The sequence below is a fragment of the Sheuella amnicola genome, assembly GCF_010499255.1.
GTDB classification, from domain to species: domain Bacteria; phylum Pseudomonadota; class Gammaproteobacteria; order Burkholderiales; family Burkholderiaceae_B; genus Zwartia; species Zwartia amnicola.
The window spans coordinates 47342-63699 of record NZ_JAAGRN010000006.1; the positions used below are offsets into that span (position 1 = coordinate 47342).

Sequence of the window (16358 nt, forward strand, 5' to 3'; positions counted from 1 at the left end):
TTAATTCGTCACTATCATGATCAGGGATCCGTCGCCCGTCTGAACGAGTACACCCTGAGGGGTTGCCGTCAGCGGTGCGCGAATCGCGCCACCACCAACTGAAAGTCTTGCCAGCATGCGTCCATCTTCGCTTGAGATAAAGTGAACGAAACCATCATAATCACCGACAGCGATTGCACTACCTGTTGCAGCCGGAGCGGTCAATTTACGATTTCGTAATGCATCCTGCTTCCAGACGACTTTTCCATCCTGCAAAGCAAAAGCTGAAATCACATCCTGTGTATTTGGTGCATACGCAAACCGGTTATCGACCGCCATTCCGACATTGCTCGAGAATGGAACACTCCACACAGGTCGGCCGCCTTGCGAGATATCGAAACAGATCACGCGTCCCTGATGAGCGACCGCGCACAACAAGGGGCCGATCAAAGCGGGCGAGCCGACAACATCATTGACGCGTTCGAGATCAGTCGAGCCTTTAGGTGCAGCAACAATGCCTTCCCATTGGGTATCTCCGGACAGCGCATTCAGGGCGACAAGCTTTCCCCCCGGTATGCCGCTCAATACCAACCCCTCAACCAGCATCAGACGCGCCGGCGCACGCAAAGTAAGTGACGGTCCGGGTCGTTGCACATTCCAGATACGTTCGCCGTTTTCGGCATTGAACGCCTGAATACGATAATCACCGCTGCGCACAACCACGACACCAAAGCCCACTACCGGCGGAATCTGGACATCGCTACTTGCTTTGGTGCTCCATTTCACCTTGCCGCTATCATCAAGCGCAATGACAGTCCCATCTGTAGCGACGACTGCCGTCACCACGCCATCACTACCCGCGCCGGCGGATAACTTTTTATCGACGTTGACTTTCCATACGGGAGCACCGCTCGAAATATCGAACTTTCCTACCGTGCCATCGGCAGCAGCAGCATACACAGCATCTCGAACAACAGTCGGCGCAAATCCATAAGATCCTTTGATCGATCCGACTGACGCAGTCCATCCTATGCGGGCGGACAATCCTGCGGGATACTCCGTTAATTTGGAAGGATCGTTTCGCCCATCATCACCGGAAAAAACACTGCACGCAGTCAGTAAAGAAATGAGAGTTAAGGCGGATCCTATACGCTTGACACGCGAAAACAGTGAGACAGACATGTTAATCATGCTCCGAGTGCGTCGAGTTTGAGTTTGATCACTGGCACCAATGGATGACCTGCACCCAGAGTATCCATTGCTTTGATCCAGACTGCGCGAGCATCCGCGACCTTGCCTTGTGCCGCCAGAATGTCACCCTTGCGATCTTCATACAGGCCTGCAAACGCTTGGGGTGCATCGTTTAACTGGGCTAAAGCTGCGTCATAATCTTTTTGATCGAATAAAAGGCCGGCCAGACGCAAGCGTGCCACAGGGACCAACGCAGGATTCTTGGTTTGAATCAGCCATTCGAGTTGAGACTTTGCTCCGGCCATATCATCTCTCGCCTGAAGGGCAGAGGCGGCGACCAGGGCAGCGCGTCCCGCATAGTCGGTGGTACCGTATTCGGTTCTAAGCGTTTTTGCGGCTGCATTGATTCGGGCGATCGACTGATCGCCAGGAAGGCGCGTTGCTTCTTCCAGAGCTTCGAAGTAACCGCGAGCCTGACCTGCCTGGTGCCCCTGATACCACTGCCAACCGCGCCAGCTTGCGATCGCTACCAGGGCGATCAACAATACCGTCGTGACCAGAGTGCCATACTTGGCCCACCAGGCGCGTAACTGGTCAATCTGTTCCTGTTCTTCGAGATCGTAAGCCATTCTGTTAAACCTTATCTTTCAAAAAAGCCACCAAATCATTCAGCGGCACTTGTTGCTGCATCGACTCATTCGCCTGGTCGGATTGCCTGAGCATTTTGACCGAGGCCACACCTGCGAGGAGTTCATCGCCTGCAAGAATAACCGCAATCGCAGCCTGACTGGCATCGGCGCGCTTGAATTGCGATTTGAAACTTGCCGCTCCGGCATGAACAATCACCGAAATCCCGGTATCACGGAGATTTTCAGCTAAAACCGCCGCACGACGCTGTGCTTCGTCGCCTTGATGCACAATGTAAACATCACATTCGGCTGGTGTTTGCTCGGGTTGAAACTGGCCCCAGAGATCGATTAGTCGCTCCATGCCAATTGCAAATCCGACAGCCGGCGCGGGCTTACCACCCAGCAATTCGATCAAACCATCATAGCGCCCACCGCCGCAAACAGTAGCCTGCGCACCGAGCTTGTCGGTGATCCATTCGAATACAGTCAGATTGTAATAGTCGAGCCCACGCACCATACGTGTATTCAATGTATAAGCCACCCCGGCATCATCTAGCCGGGCGCAAACGCCTTCGTAGTGAGTCCTGGACTCGTCGCCAAGAAAATCGAATAGTTTGGGGGCAGAATCGGCCATAGCCTGCATCGCCGGATTTTTGGTATCCAGAACCCGCAATGGATTCGAATACATCCGGCGCAAGCCATCCTCATCCAGCACATCTTTGTGTTTTTCGAGATGGGCAATCAACGCCTCGCGGTGAGCTGCTCGCTCATGGGCCTGGCCAAGCGAATTGATTTCAAGTCTCACATCGGTGATACCCAATAACTTCCATAACCGGGCGACCATGATAATCATTTCGGCATCGATATCCGGACCGGTCATGCCAAGGGCTTCGACGTCGATCTGATGGAACTGGCGATAACGACCGCGCTGGGGACGCTCATGCCTGAACACAGGGCCCATGTTATAGACACGCTGAGCTCGATCATAAAGAAGGTTATGTTCGATCGCTGCACGCACCATACCTGCCGTGAACTCGGGTCGCATCGTCAGGGATTCGCCATTGAGCGAATCGGTGAAACTGTACATTTCCTTTTCAACTATATCGGTGACTTCTCCGATACCGCGCGTAAACAGTCGGGTATGTTCCAGTACAGGCGTACGCATATTGCGATAACCATAGGCTTTAAGCCAGTCCCTGACCAGAGCCTCAAGTTGCTCCCAGCGCGCGCTTGCTCCTGGCAGCGAATCGTTCATCCCGCGGATCGCGGTAAGTTTGGAAAAAGGTTGCGTCATCTAATCAACATCAATAAACAAAACGTTCATGCATCAAAACAAATCGGTCACATCAGCGCCTTTGCGCTTAAACCTGAACGGGCGCACCATAACGCCGGGCCACATAGTCCTGGACAATGACCTGAAACTCTTCAGCAATATTGTCGCCTTTTAAGGTGACGGATCGCTGGCCATCGATGAATACAGGCGCTGCAGGGACTTCACCGGTTCCGGGCAAACTGATCCCGATATCAGCATGGCGACTTTCGCCAGGCCCGTTTACCACGCACCCCATTACAGCGACATTCATGGATTCAACCCCGGGATATTGCGTTTTCCATACGGGCATCTGCTGCCGCAAAAATGTCTGGATTCGATCGGCAAGCTCTTGAAACACGGTGCTGCTCGTACGTCCGCAGCCAGGACAAGCCACAACCATCGGCGTAAAGGCCCGCAAACCCATTGTTTGCAGGATCTCCTGACCGACTACAACCTCACGGGTTCGGTCGCCACCGGGTTCGGGCGTCAGGGAAATACGAATGGTGTCGCCAATGCCTTCTTGCAGCAGCACACTCAAAGCAGCCGTGGACGCCACGATACCTTTGCTGCCCATTCCGGCTTCGGTCAGCCCGAGGTGCAAGGGATAATCGCAACGCGAGGCCAGATCTCTATAGACGGCAATCAGATCCTGCACATGACTGACCTTGCAGGACAAAATAATGGCATTGCCCGGCAATCCAAGCGCTTCAGCCCGTTGAGCATTGCTGATCGCCGAAACGACTAGCGCATCCCGCATCACAGCCTGGGCTTCGCGCGGTGCACTCAGCTTGCTGTTGTCGTCCATCATGCGCGCCAGGAGCTCATGATCCAGGCTTCCCCAGTTCACGCCGATACGAACCGGTTTTTTATGTCGGATCGCCACTTCGATCATTTGGGCGAAGTTGTCGTCCCTTTTTTTACCGCCACCCATGTTGCCCGGGTTGATCCGGTATTTGGATAGCGCTTGCGCACAGTCTGGAAATTGAGTCAGCAGCTTGTGTCCGTTGTAGTGAAAGTCGCCCACCAACGGCGTGTACACACCCATCTTGTCGAGTTGCTCGCGAATGGCAATGACCTCTTTGGCAGCCTCGGGCGTATTGACGGTTATACGGACGACTTCGGATCCGGCCAGCGCCAGCTCTTTGACCTGAATTGCCGTTGCGATCGCATCGGCAGTATCCGTATTGGTCATGGACTGGACAAGGATGGGCGCATCTCCACCAACATATACCGTTTTACCCGCCCACTCGATCGGAACCGATCGCGTGCGATGACGCGCCCCCGGACCAACAGGGACTGCGCCTTGGTCCTGCCCGACATCGACTTTTTGCTGACTCATTTAAACATTGCTCCTACCCATGCAGGCACCCAGGACTGCGGGATCATCCCCTGCCAGATCGCGACGCCTAAGGCAATTATCAGAACACCCAAGATCAGGACAAGCCAAAAAGCAGTCCCACCACCGGAAGTATGAGAAGTCTCATGCGCGCCAAGTGTCTTGATCGATGTATGTTGGGCAATGCCACCTGAAACGCTCCCGATCAGGGATTGCAATGAAGCAAGCATCTCGCTCGGATCAACATCCAGTAATTTTGCATAGTTTTTGACCATGCCTTTGAGCGCGATCCCTCTGGGCAATTTGTCGAAATCTTCCGCCTCGAGCCACTGAATCTGTCTGGCAGTAAATTTCAGACGTGTTGCCACATCTTCAACCGAGTAACCCTTAGCCTCGCGCAATGCGCGAAAAGTACCAGTACTCATGCTCGTATTTCCTTGATGGCGATCATTTTTTGTTCAGCCATTTTTTCTTTCAGGCGAGTGCGATCCTTGACTTCACCTGCCAATTGACCGCATGCGGCATCAATATCGTCACCCCGCGTTTTACGCACAGTCGTGACAATTCCGGCATCCATCAATTGTTGAGAAAAGATTCTGACTCTGGCAGCAGAAGAACGCTTCAAACCCGATTGGGGAAATGGATTGAAGGGAATCAGATTGAATTTGCAATGAACCTGACGCGCGATCTGTATGAGTTCGCGGGCATGCTGATCGGAATCATTGACGCCATCAAGCATGACATATTCGAATGTAATGAAATCACGCGGCGCAAAAGCAAGATAGCGCTCGCATGCCGCCAGCAATTCCTTAAGCGGATATTTCTTGTTCAGCGGAACCAACTCGTCACGCAACGCATCATTTGGCGCATGCAGCGATACAGCCAGAGCCACCGGGCAATCTTGAGACAACCTATCCATCATCGGGACTACGCCCGAAGTCGATACCGTGACACGACGGCGAGACAAGCCATATGCGTTGTCATCCAGCATCATCCGAACGGCAGTCAATACCGGATCGTAATTGAGCAAGGGTTCACCCATGCCCATCATGACCACATTGCTGATCACGCGCGTATCGGTCTGGGCAGAACGGTCACTCGAATGATTCACAGCAAACTGATCTGCCGAACCACTCTGGTCGGCGGGCTGCAGGCGGGACGAGGTTGCATCCTGCATCAATTCACGACGAGCCCACCAAAGCTGACCGATGATCTCGGCAGCAGTCAAATTACGGTTAAACCCCTGATGGCCCGTAGAGCAAAAACGGCACGCCACATTGCACCCGGCCTGGCTGGAAATGCAAAGCGTGCCACGGTCATCTTCAGGGATGAATACAGATTCGATCGCATTGCCCTGACCGACGTCGAATAACCACTTGCGTGTGCCATCGGTCGAGCGTTGTTGCGTCAGGACCGGAGGTGCGCACACCTCGCAATTCTGTGACAGCTGGCTGCGAAACTCGCGCGCCAGGTCTGTCATTTCGTCAAACTGGCTCACGCCCCTCTGGTGAATCCATCGCTGCAACTGACGAGCACGAAAGGGCTTGCCCCCCCACTGCCCAACCAGTTGGGTCAGTGCCGGAGCGTCAAGCCCAAGCAGATTGATCGGTTCAGCGTGCATAAAAAATGATTCACGTGAGGATTCACAAGCCAAACAACCGGATTAACGGCTGTGGATGTTGATTTCGGGGAAGAAGAATGCGATTTCAACAGCAGCGGTTTCGGGGGCGTCGGAGCCGTGGACGGCGTTAGCATCAATGCTGTCGGCGAAATCGGCGCGGATCGTGCCTTTGTCAGCTTTCTTCGGGTCGGTTGCGCCCATCAGGTCGCGGTTTTTCTGGATGGCGTTCTCACCCTCGAGCACCTGAACAAACACGGGACCGGAGATCATGAAGTCAACCAGATCCTTGAAGAAAGGACGTGCGCTGTGCACGGCATAAAAACGCTCGGCATCGGCACGCGAAAGCTGACGCAACTGAGCTGCAACGACTTTCAGGCCGGCTTGCTCAAAACGGGCAACGATTTGGCCAATGACGTTTTTAGCAACTGCATCAGGCTTGATGATCGACAGGGTACGTTGGACGGACATGTAAAACTCCAGTAGTGATTGATGCTTTGAATCCAAAGCTCGGAATTGATTCGGTGATTTAAAGCCAAAGATTGAAAGCCAACGGAAAAATCCGCGAAAACCATCTGCGAACTTCTTAACCGGACCCAAAATCCAGACAAATCATGTCTAGATAAATCCTAATAAAAACAGGGACTTTGCTTATATTCACCCTAACCCGGCATTCTAGCACGCCACACAGCCCAACAACACCCTAAAATAGAGGGCTTGAATATATATGGCACCCCCCCTTTTTTGAGGGCGGAGTTGCCGGCCCAACTACCGGACAATTAGATGAACCAACCGACGATGCCCCTTTTAGGAGAACTTTCCAAAAGCTTTGAGCCTGCCGACCTCGAGGCGCGCTGGTACAAAGAATGGGAGAGCCGGGGGTATTTTGCCGCCGGGCAACACGTCAAAGATGCCAATGCGACCGGTGCCCCTTACGTGATCCAGTTTCCTCCACCGAATGTGACGGGCACGCTTCACATGGGGCATGCGTTTAACCATACCATCATGGATGGGTTGATGCGCTACCACCGCATGCTGGGTGACGATACAGTTTTTGTTCCAGGCACGGATCACGCCGGCATTGCGACACAAATCGTGGTTGAGCGTCAACTGGACGCCCAAAAAATCTCGCGCCACGACCTTGGGCGCGAGAAATTTGTAGAAAAAGTCTGGGAATGGAAAGAGCTTTCAGGCAACACCATCACCAGCCAGATTCGCCGTCTGGGAGCATCGGCCGACTGGCCACGCGAATACTTCACCATGGACAAGCAGATGTCGGCCGGCGTGGTCGAAACTTTTGTCCGGCTTTTTAAACAGGGACTGATATACCGTGGCAAGCGCCTGGTTAACTGGGATCCTAAACTGCTGACCGCCGTCTCCGATCTCGAAGTCCAGTCCGTCGAAGCCGATGGACACCTCTGGCATATTCGATATCCCTTTGTGGACGGGCCGCAAACCATCACCCACGAAGATGGCACCACAGAAGTGATCACAGGCATGACGATTGCCACAACTCGTCCCGAGACCATGCTGGCCGACGGTGCGCTGTGTGTTCATCCCGATGACGTCCGATACAAGCATCTGGTCGGAAAATTGGTCGACCTGCCCCTGTGCGATCGTCAAATTCCGATCATCGCCGATGATTTCGTTGATCGCGAATTTGGCACCGGCTGCCTGAAGATCACCGGCGCGCACGACTTTAACGACTATGCCTGCTCGATGCGCCACAAGTTGCCGCTGATCGTTATTTTTACGCTGGATGCACGCATCAATGAGAATGGCCCCAAACAGTTCCAGGGCATGGACCGCTTTGTCGCGCGCAAGGCCGTCGTTGCCGAACTTGAAGCGCAGGGATTTCTAGTCAAGGTCGACGCACACAAAATGATGCAGCCTCGCGGCGACCGCACCAACGAAGTGCTCGAGCCCATGCTGACCGATCAGTGGTTCGTCGCGATGAGCAAGCCCGCGCCTGAAGGATCCATCCACCCCGGTAAAAGCATCACAGAAGTTGCACTGGATGTTGTCGCCAAAGGCGACATTCAGTTCTATCCACAAAACTGGACAACCACCTACAACCAGTGGCTCGAAAACATTCAGGACTGGTGCATTTCGCGTCAACTGTGGTGGGGGCACCAAATCCCTGCCTGGTATTCGGAAGATGGTCAGGTTTTTGTCGGACACAACGAAGAGGACGCCAAGGCACAGGCACTGGCAGCAGGCGTGACCGGGCTACTCAAGCGCGATCCTGATGTTCTGGACACCTGGTTTTCATCCGCTCTGGTCCCATTCACAACAATGGGCTGGCCCGAACAAACGCCCGACCTGAATCGCTACCTGCCCTCCAGTGTCCTTGTGACCGGCTTTGACATCATCTTCTTCTGGGTCGCACGCATGGTCATGATGACAACGCATCTGACCGGAAAAGTTCCTTTCAAACATGTATATGTGCATGGCTTGATTCGGGACGCCGAGGGCCAGAAAATGAGCAAGTCCAAGGGCAATACGCTTGACCCGGTTGACCTGATCGATGGCGTCGACCTTGAAACGCTCGTGGGCAAACGTACTTTCGGCTTGATGAATCCAAAACAAGCCGGACAAATCGAAAAGACGACGCGCAAACATTTCCCGGAGGGCATCCCGGCCTTTGGCGCCGATGCGTTGCGCTTTACGATGGCTGCCTACGCGACGCTTGGTCGCAATATCAATTTCGACCTGAAACGCTGCGAAGGCTATCGCAACTTCTGCAACAAGCTTTGGAACGCGACACGATTCGTTCTGATGAACACCGAAGGCCAGGACTTGTCCGAAGTCGACAATGCATCTCTGGGATTTGTGGATAAATGGATCATCAGCCAATTGCAGCTGCTTGAGCAAGATGTCGCAAAGGGTTTCGCAGATTATCGCTTCGATAACATCGCCAATGCGCTCTATCACTTCGTTTGGGACGAGTATTGCGACTGGTACCTTGAACTCGCCAAGGTGCGCATCCAGAACGGCACGCCCGATGAACAGCGCGCCACGCGCAGAACACTCATCCGCGTGCTTGAAGTTGTGTTGCGCCTGCTGCACCCGATCATGCCTTTCATCACTGAAGAACTTTGGCAAAAGGTTTCGGTTGTTGCAGGCAAGCGATCCCCCGATCAGGCAGCAAGCATTTCGGTTCAGCCTTATCCGCGCGCAAATCTGTCCGCGATCGATCAAGAGGCTTGCGCACAACTCGACCTGCTCAAGCAGCAAATCGACGCCGTTCGTGCTTTGCGAGGCGAAATGAATCTGTCGCCCGCTCTGCGTGCGCCTTTAATCGCGCAAGGCCCTCGCGAAATGTTGCTGCAAAACGCGCCCTATCTGCAATCGCTGGCCAAGTTATCCGCGGTAGATGTGGTCGATACGCTCGTCGAGGATGGCTCACCCGTTCAGGTCGTCGGAGATACCCGGTTGATGCTCAAGGTCGAGATTGACGTCGCGGCTGAAAAGGCGCGCCTGGACAAAGAAATCGCACGGCTTGAAGGCGAAATCGGTAAAGCCAGTGCCAAGCTCTCGAACGAATCGTTCGTCGCCCGTGCGCCGGCAGCCGTAGTCGAACAAGAAAAACTGAGAATGGCGCAATTTGCCGAGACTCTGGATAAGGTCAAGGCGCAGCGTGATCGCTTGAATTGATTGAAATTTCTTTCAGAAATCTCTCATCATCGCGGCTCAACAACCCGTTTTCGCGAGCCCGCGATATCAAGTCCGGGCGGTACTTTGCCGTGACCATCAAAGATTGCTGACGTCGCCATTTGGCGATGTTGGCATGATTTCCGGAAAGCAAAACGGGCGGAATCGGATCCGCCCCTTCCAGCGACTCGGGTCGCGTGTAATGCGGGCTATCCAGCAAACCTGAAAGAGAGTCCTGAAACGAGTCCTGCAAAGAAGAATCGCCATGGTGCAACGCCCCGGGCAATAAACGAACTGCGGCGTCAATCATTGCAATCGCGGCGATTTCGCCACCGGACAATACAAAATCACCCAAGGACCATTGCTCATCGACGTGCTTGTCTATAAAGCGTTGATCGATGCCCTCGTAACGACCACAGACAAAAATAGCACCGGCTGATGCAGCCAGGCGACTTGCGGTCGCTTGCTTGAACGGTTTTCCGATCGGGGATAACAAAACAACAGGCACATCCTGCGAATCGGACGCTGCCCGATCAATCCTGATCGCTTCAAGAGTCTTTTCGAGAGGCTCTGCCATCATCACCATGCCCGGACCACCTCCGTAGGGGCGATCATCAACCGTGCGATGCACATCATGAGTGAAGTCGCGTGGATTCCATGCATGCATGGACCACAGCTTTTGCGTATGCGCACGCCCGGTCACGCCAGAGTCGCGAACGATTCCGAACATATCGGGAAACAATGTCATGGCGTCGATACGCATGAGTTCAGGCCAGGAAAAGCTTAGTAATCCAGGGGCCAATTCGTTTCTATACGTCGTGCCGCGATATCAACATTGGGCACATGAGCTGAAACGAAAGGAATCAGAATATCCACAGGTCTACCCTTTGCGTCCAGCACTTCAGTGGCGGCAGCATCCTGATCAGGTTGCTTGAGCAGGTTGACCCGCAATAAAGCGTGGGCACCGTTGTCGACGACCTCAGACACCTGACCGTAAAGAATCAGGGAAGAATCGCTGGGAGAATCAGCAACGTCGTCGGAAATCATACCTGGGCCAAAAACCATGCAGCCCACCAGATCGATCCAATAGAACTCGTCCGACTTGGCTGCCGGAAAATCTTTGCGAGAGACATGTACTGTGAAGCCTCGCATGGCTTCAGCAATATCACGATCATCTACGCCGGACAGGCAGGCAACAACAGTCGCACCTTGGGGGCGAACCTGCTTAACAGGATATGCGTGGATGGTAGAAGCTCGTCCCGAAGACTTCCCGATTGAGGGAGGTGGCGCAGACGAGCAAAGCCACCATACGGGTGCAGCCCTTAAAACTTCAGCTTGAGCAGAATGAGGCTGCACCTTGATCCAACCCTTGACACCATAGGCTGATACGACACGACCCAGTTCAACCAGGTCATCAGGCGCTTTGTTCGCGCCAGCATCAGCCATGGATATCGGCCGGATCAATTAGGCTGCAACAGCAGCTTTTGCAGAGAACTCTTTAACCAGGCGAGCAACTGCTGGTGACAGTTGAGCACCAACACCAGTCCAGTAGCTAACTCGGTCAAGAGCGATACGCAGACCTTCTTCTTTTTCATTGGCGACAGGGTTGTAAAAACCAACTCGCTCGATGAAACGACCATCACGACGATCACGGGAATCGGTCGCAACGAGGTTGTAGAAAGGACGCTTTTTAGAGCCACCGCGGGCCAGGCGAATCACCACCATAATAGGTAATCCCTTGAAAATGTTCAGTAAAGCCGATGATTATAGCATCGTTTAAGAATATGGTCACATAGCCACTGCAAATCTTATGAAAAGCGGTTTAAAAAACGACAAACCGCGATCCTAAAGACGCTCTTCAGTAAGCACGACTCGCAAAAAAGTCGACTAAGAAATGCGAATGAACGAGAATGCGAATTAACGACGTCTCAGGTAGTGAAAAACCTTACCTTCTTGTTCTATCTGAGTTAAAAGCTCGTTACCGGTTTGCCGGCAAAACGCCTGAAAATCCCTGATCGCACCCCGATCAGTGGTGATAACCTGCAAAACCTCACCACTCTGTATAACGGCCAAGGCTTTTTTTGCACGCAAAATCGGCAACGGACACGCTAGTCCCGTTGCATCGACGGTATGATTGGACTCAGGATGGGTTTGGGCAGTCGAATCCATCTGTGCATCCGACTCCATATCAGGCTCGCCCTTCAACCCAGCTCTGAACACTAGCCAAAGCAGCCGGCAGCGCGGCAACATCCGTTCCGCCTCCCATGGCCATATCGGGACGACCGCCACCTTTGCCGCCAACCTGTCCTGCGACGAAACCAACCAGATCACCCGCCTTGACTTTAGCAGTCACGTCCGAAGTCACCCCGGCGACCAAGCTGATTTTTCCATCTGCAGCCTGCGCTGCCAGCAACACCACAGCAGACTTAAGACGATCTTTCAATTGATCCACCATGGAGCGCAAATCCTTGGGATCCACGCCTTTTACTTCAGTCACAAGCAGCTTGAAACCGGCCGATACCGCCACAGCCTGATCCGTAAGCGCTTGACCCGCACTCGAAGCAAGCTTGGCGCGCGCTTGCTCAAGTTCTTTTTCGAGTGACTTCATCTGCTCTTGCATTAAAGCAATACGTTCGGGCAACTCCGCAGGCAGGGTTTTCAATGCCGCAGCGGCGCGCTGAGCAGTCGCATTCAAGTTCTGCACCCAGGCCAAAGCATTTGTGCCGGTGACGGCCTCGATACGACGAACCCCTGCAGCCACGCCGCCCTCGGAAACCACTTTGAACAATCCGATATCCCCGGTGCGTGCAACGTGTGTACCACCGCACAACTCGCGAGAAAACCCGATGTCCAGCACACGAACCGTATCGCCATACTTTTCGCCGAATAACGCCATCGCCCCGCCCTTGACCGCATCGTCATAGGACATCACTTGAGCCTGTGTGGCGTGATTGGCGAGAATTTCTTCATTGACGATTTGCTCGACCTGCGCGATTTCCTGAGCCGAGAGCTGTGAATCATGGGCAAAGTCAAAACGGGTCTTATCCGGATCTACCAGCGATCCGCGCTGTTGTACATGACTGCCCAGCACCTGGCGCAATGCCTTGTGCATCAAGTGCGTAGCCGAATGATTCCGAATCGTGCGGGCGCGCAACCCGATATCGACAGCAGCTTTGACATGATCTCCCACGGACAGGGAGCCGGACTCAAGTTTGCCATGATGGCCAAACACGCCCGGTTGAATTTTCTGCGTATCCTGGACAACGAATTGGCCGGTCGATGCGGTTAATAAGCCCTGATCGCCAACCTGGCCACCGGATTCGGCATAAAAAGGAGTGACATCGAGAACAACAATGCCGTCCTGACCGGCTTGTAATCGATCAACCTGGCTACCCCCAACATACAGAGCAATAACTTTACCCTCGGCCTGCAGATGGTCGTAACCTTCAAATACGGTCTGGGGGCCGGAATAGGTCAAGCCTTCTGCCATCTTGAACTTGCCTGCCGCACGCGCCTGATCACGTTGCTTTTCCATTGCGGAATCGAATCCGGCCAGATCGACATCAACGTTGCGCTCCCGACAAATATCGGCAGTCAAGTCAACAGGGAATCCATAAGTGTCATACAGCGTGAACAGTGTCTGTCCGTCAAGAATCTGGCCCGAGCCGTCGGTCGACTTGGCGGCGGGTAACGCGGCAATCGCCGCATCCAGAATTTTCATGCCATGTTCGAGTGTTTCTCCAAAACGTTCTTCTTCCTGGCGCAGCACTTGTTCGACGCGCGCTGACGCTTTGACGAGCTCGGGATAGGCGTCACCCATTTCTTTCACCAGGTCGGCGACCAGGCGGTGAAAGAATGGCTTGGTCTGACCCAACTGGTAGCCGTGACGCAAGGCACGACGAATGATCCGGCGCAGCACATATCCCCTGCCCTCATTACTTGGAATCACGCCATCGACAATCAGGAAGCAGCAAGCGCGGATGTGGTCCGCGATCACTTTTAGCGAGTTGTTGCTCAGATCCTTGCATCCGGTTTCACGGGCAGCGGCTGCAATCAACGCTACAAACAAATCGATCTCGTAATTCGAATGAACGTGCTGCAAAACTGCAGCAATCCGCTCAAGTCCCATGCCGGTGTCAACGCAGGGCTTGGGTAGCGGTGTCATGTTGCCGGCTGCATCGCGCTCGAACTGCATGAACACGAGATTCCAGATCTCGATATAGCGATCACCATCTTCTTCTGGCGATCCGGGAGGGCCACCCCAGATATCGGGGCCATGGTCATAGAAAATCTCTGTACACGGGCCGCACGGACCGGTGTCGGCCATTTGCCAGAAGTTGTCGGATGCGTACCGGGCACCTTTATTGTCACCAATACGAATGATTCGTTCGGCCGGCACACCGATTTCGTTTTGCCAAATGCCATAGGCTTCGTCGTCTTCCTGGTAGACAGTAACCCAAAGCTTTTCTTTGGGAAGTCCGTACACTTCAGTCAGCAATGTCCAGGCAAAAGCAATGGCATCACGCTTGAAATAATCTCCGAAGCTGAAATTACCCAGCATTTCGAAAAAAGTATGGTGGCGCGCGGTATAGCCTACGTTCTCAAGATCGTTGTGTTTGCCGCCCGCGCGCACGCTGCGCTGGGAAGAAGTTGCCCGCGTATAGGGCCGGTTATCCTTGCCTGTAAAGACATCCTTGAACTGCACCATGCCAGAATTGGTAAACAGCAGCGTCGGATCGTTGGCGGGCACCAGCGACGACGAAGGCACGACGGTGTGCCCCTTGGACTGAAAATACTGCAGAAATTTCTGACGGATCTCGGACGTTTTCATCGTACTTTTCTTCGAGCGGTTAAATGGGCTTGTTAAGCAAGCCGATTAAATATGACTGGTTATCGGATTTGATCGAAACCCAGGCGAATTGCCGATTATAGTGTCTACGATGCCTTTGACGAGTCAGGTTCACTTCAGGCAGATAAACGTATGGACACGGTCATAGTCATCCATATATTGCTGCCAGCTTGAAACCTGCATGGGGCTATACCCCCTGGGGCAACTGCACCACCCGGTCAAGGGGTTAATCATTGCCACCTCTGTGCCCGAGTTCATGCAACCGTACATACCGTGCAGGATATAAGCGCCGCCGAAGCGTCCGCCCGGTGCGCTCCATCGCCCCTGGTTGCAGACGAGTAACTCTCCGTCCTCAGCCCGGGCGACCAATCCATCAGGCTGACATGCCGAAAATTCGCTCGCCTGCCCTTGAATTTGCAAATATTCGCCCGCCGATAAACGCCCCTTGACCGTTACCGATGTATCCAACTCGGTATGTCGCTTTTCATTTCGACGAACAAATTCGGTCGACACAGTTGAATCGTAAAAACTCTGCGTCACGATGCTCCCTGGCATTAAGGCAGGCATATCCGGCAAAGGCGGATTCGACACATCGATCTGCGCCCCCTTGATTCGTGAAGGCACAAGAGGATGGACGCTTGCACCCTGACCGTCCATCGCCATCAGAATCTTGCCAATCCTATTGAGATCCTGCGCATGCTCGGGCTTCATTCCGATCGGTTGCGCCAAAATCAAGGCTTCGAGTTTGCATCCATGGTCACGACACCCCTCTTGCGCCGGCAAGACGCGAATTCCGATTTCGAACTTTAATGGTGGTTGAAGCGTGAAATTTTTAGGTAAATGACCTGCTTCGATCAATTCGCCTACAGATGGTCGTCGCAAGTCTTGATAACGCGAACCGTCCGGACCGATATCGACAATGCCAGTCAACACATCAGCCTGTCCCTTCAGCATTTGATCCACAGCTTTTTTGACTGCATGGAGCCAAACGCCTGTTGCCTGGGCTGCCGCCTCGTCGATTTGCCGCATCCAGGTCGATGCACCCCAAATACCAATTAATGTAGTGATCATGATGACCAGCACAAGTTCGAATATGGCAAAACCACATTGCTGCTTAAATTGCTTCTTGCCCGACCTGTCGTGCAGCCTCTGAGGGCAACCCGGATTGTTTCGCATCCGATATCAGCGAATCGTAAAAACGAATGTATTGCGATCGCCCGAAGCACATTGCGCGTCAGCCAGAATCGAGTTGTAGGGCATAGGTGGTTCACTCGTTACGTTTTTGACTGTTGCCGGTCCAGACTGCCCCGATATCGTTACCGTTTCAGCGATACGTTGCAAGATGGAAGCCAATGCCGGACATGCGGCATGATTCACATCGTTGAAGGTCAGAGAAAAAGCAGATCCAATCGGTGCACCCAATGTTGATGAAGGTGAGGCTTCGATTACTCCGCGGCCATTTGTACCTATTCCTCCAAGCCCGTGAGCAACGCTTGCATCAGCCCCCTTCCCCGTCACAGACACCACACTCGAAGATCTCAGCGTGTTCACCAAGGTCGACGAATCAATTCCCGCATAGGGCATGGATCCAAATCCGTGGGTACTGGCTTTCAGCCTTGCGACAACGCGCTGAATTTCTTCAGCCACGCGAGGAACTTTGCTTTCGATCACATAGCCCTGAATTGCCGGAATTCCTACAATGGCTATCAACATCATGATAGTAGTAACGATTGATATTTCTATTAAAGAAAACCCGCGCTGGTTTGCGTACTGACATGCCTGCATAACAA

Annotated in this window: 15 protein-coding genes; 1 reads left to right on the forward strand and 14 read right to left on the reverse strand. The window is 53.4% G+C overall.

Features of this window, described 5'->3' with window-relative positions:
- The 7 genes from bamB to ndk all read right to left on the reverse strand — a co-directional run bounded on the left by bamB (position 1) and on the right by ndk (position 6536).
- On the reverse strand, positions 1-1161 hold the full coding sequence (gene bamB / locus G3I67_RS10000; protein ID WP_163654884.1) for an outer membrane protein assembly factor BamB: 1161 nt from the start codon (positions 1159-1161) through the stop codon (positions 1-3).
- Between the two features lie 5 nt (positions 1162-1166).
- Positions 1167-1799, reverse strand: coding sequence for a YfgM family protein (locus G3I67_RS10005; RefSeq protein WP_163654886.1), 633 nt, complete (start codon positions 1797-1799; stop codon positions 1167-1169).
- 4 nt (positions 1800-1803) lie between these two features.
- Positions 1804-3093 carry a histidine--tRNA ligase gene (hisS, locus tag G3I67_RS10010; RefSeq protein WP_163654888.1) on the reverse strand — a complete coding sequence of 430 codons (1290 nt, stop codon included), beginning with the start codon at positions 3091-3093 and terminating at the stop codon, positions 1804-1806.
- A 67-nt stretch (positions 3094-3160) separates the two neighbouring features.
- Positions 3161-4450, reverse strand: coding sequence for a flavodoxin-dependent (E)-4-hydroxy-3-methylbut-2-enyl-diphosphate synthase (gene ispG / locus G3I67_RS10015; protein ID WP_163654890.1), 1290 nt, complete (start codon positions 4448-4450; stop codon positions 3161-3163).
- On the reverse strand, positions 4447-4872 hold the full coding sequence (locus G3I67_RS10020) for a helix-turn-helix domain-containing protein (protein ID WP_163654892.1): 426 nt from the start codon (positions 4870-4872) through the stop codon (positions 4447-4449). The genes ispG and G3I67_RS10020 overlap by 4 nt, the downstream gene beginning before the upstream one ends.
- Positions 4869-6068 carry a 23S rRNA (adenine(2503)-C(2))-methyltransferase RlmN gene (rlmN, locus tag G3I67_RS10025; protein ID WP_163654894.1) on the reverse strand — a complete coding sequence of 400 codons (1200 nt, stop codon included), beginning with the start codon at positions 6066-6068 and terminating at the stop codon, positions 4869-4871. Before rlmN ends, G3I67_RS10020 begins: the two co-directional genes overlap by 4 nt.
- A 42-nt stretch (positions 6069-6110) precedes the next feature.
- Positions 6111-6536, reverse strand: a complete 426-nt coding sequence (ndk, locus tag G3I67_RS10030; RefSeq protein ID WP_163654896.1) for a nucleoside-diphosphate kinase — start codon at positions 6534-6536, stop codon at positions 6111-6113.
- Between the two features lie 312 nt (positions 6537-6848).
- Between ndk and G3I67_RS10035 the strand changes: the two genes are divergently transcribed.
- Entirely contained in the window at positions 6849-9722 is a 2874-nt protein-coding gene (locus tag G3I67_RS10035; RefSeq protein ID WP_163654898.1) for a valine--tRNA ligase, read from the forward strand.
- Here G3I67_RS10035 and trmD read toward each other — a convergent pair.
- From trmD to G3I67_RS10070, 7 genes are all read right to left on the reverse strand, one after another.
- Positions 9694-10482, reverse strand: a complete 789-nt coding sequence (gene trmD / locus G3I67_RS10040; RefSeq protein ID WP_163654900.1) for a tRNA (guanosine(37)-N1)-methyltransferase TrmD — start codon at positions 10480-10482, stop codon at positions 9694-9696. The genes G3I67_RS10035 and trmD overlap by 29 nt on opposite strands.
- A gap of 20 nt (positions 10483-10502) precedes the next feature.
- Entirely contained in the window at positions 10503-11165 is a 663-nt protein-coding gene (gene rimM, locus G3I67_RS10045) for a ribosome maturation factor RimM (RefSeq protein ID WP_163654903.1), read from the reverse strand.
- Positions 11166-11183: 18 nt separating this feature from the next.
- On the reverse strand, positions 11184-11444 hold the full coding sequence (gene rpsP / locus G3I67_RS10050) for a 30S ribosomal protein S16 (protein WP_163654905.1): 261 nt from the start codon (positions 11442-11444) through the stop codon (positions 11184-11186).
- A gap of 192 nt (positions 11445-11636) precedes the next feature.
- On the reverse strand, positions 11637-11888 hold the full coding sequence (locus tag G3I67_RS10055; RefSeq protein ID WP_163654907.1) for a sulfurtransferase TusA family protein: 252 nt from the start codon (positions 11886-11888) through the stop codon (positions 11637-11639).
- Positions 11889-11907: 19 nt separating this feature from the next.
- Complete coding sequence (gene alaS, locus G3I67_RS10060; protein WP_163654909.1) at positions 11908-14550, reverse strand: alanine--tRNA ligase; 2643 nt, start codon at positions 14548-14550, stop codon at positions 11908-11910.
- Between the two features lie 129 nt (positions 14551-14679).
- Positions 14680-15744 carry a hypothetical protein gene (locus tag G3I67_RS10065; protein ID WP_163654911.1) on the reverse strand — a complete coding sequence of 355 codons (1065 nt, stop codon included), beginning with the start codon at positions 15742-15744 and terminating at the stop codon, positions 14680-14682.
- A 6-nt stretch (positions 15745-15750) separates the two neighbouring features.
- Positions 15751-16353, reverse strand: a complete 603-nt coding sequence (locus tag G3I67_RS10070) for a type 4 pilus major pilin (protein WP_163654913.1) — start codon at positions 16351-16353, stop codon at positions 15751-15753.
- Positions 16354-16358 lie beyond the last annotated feature (5 nt).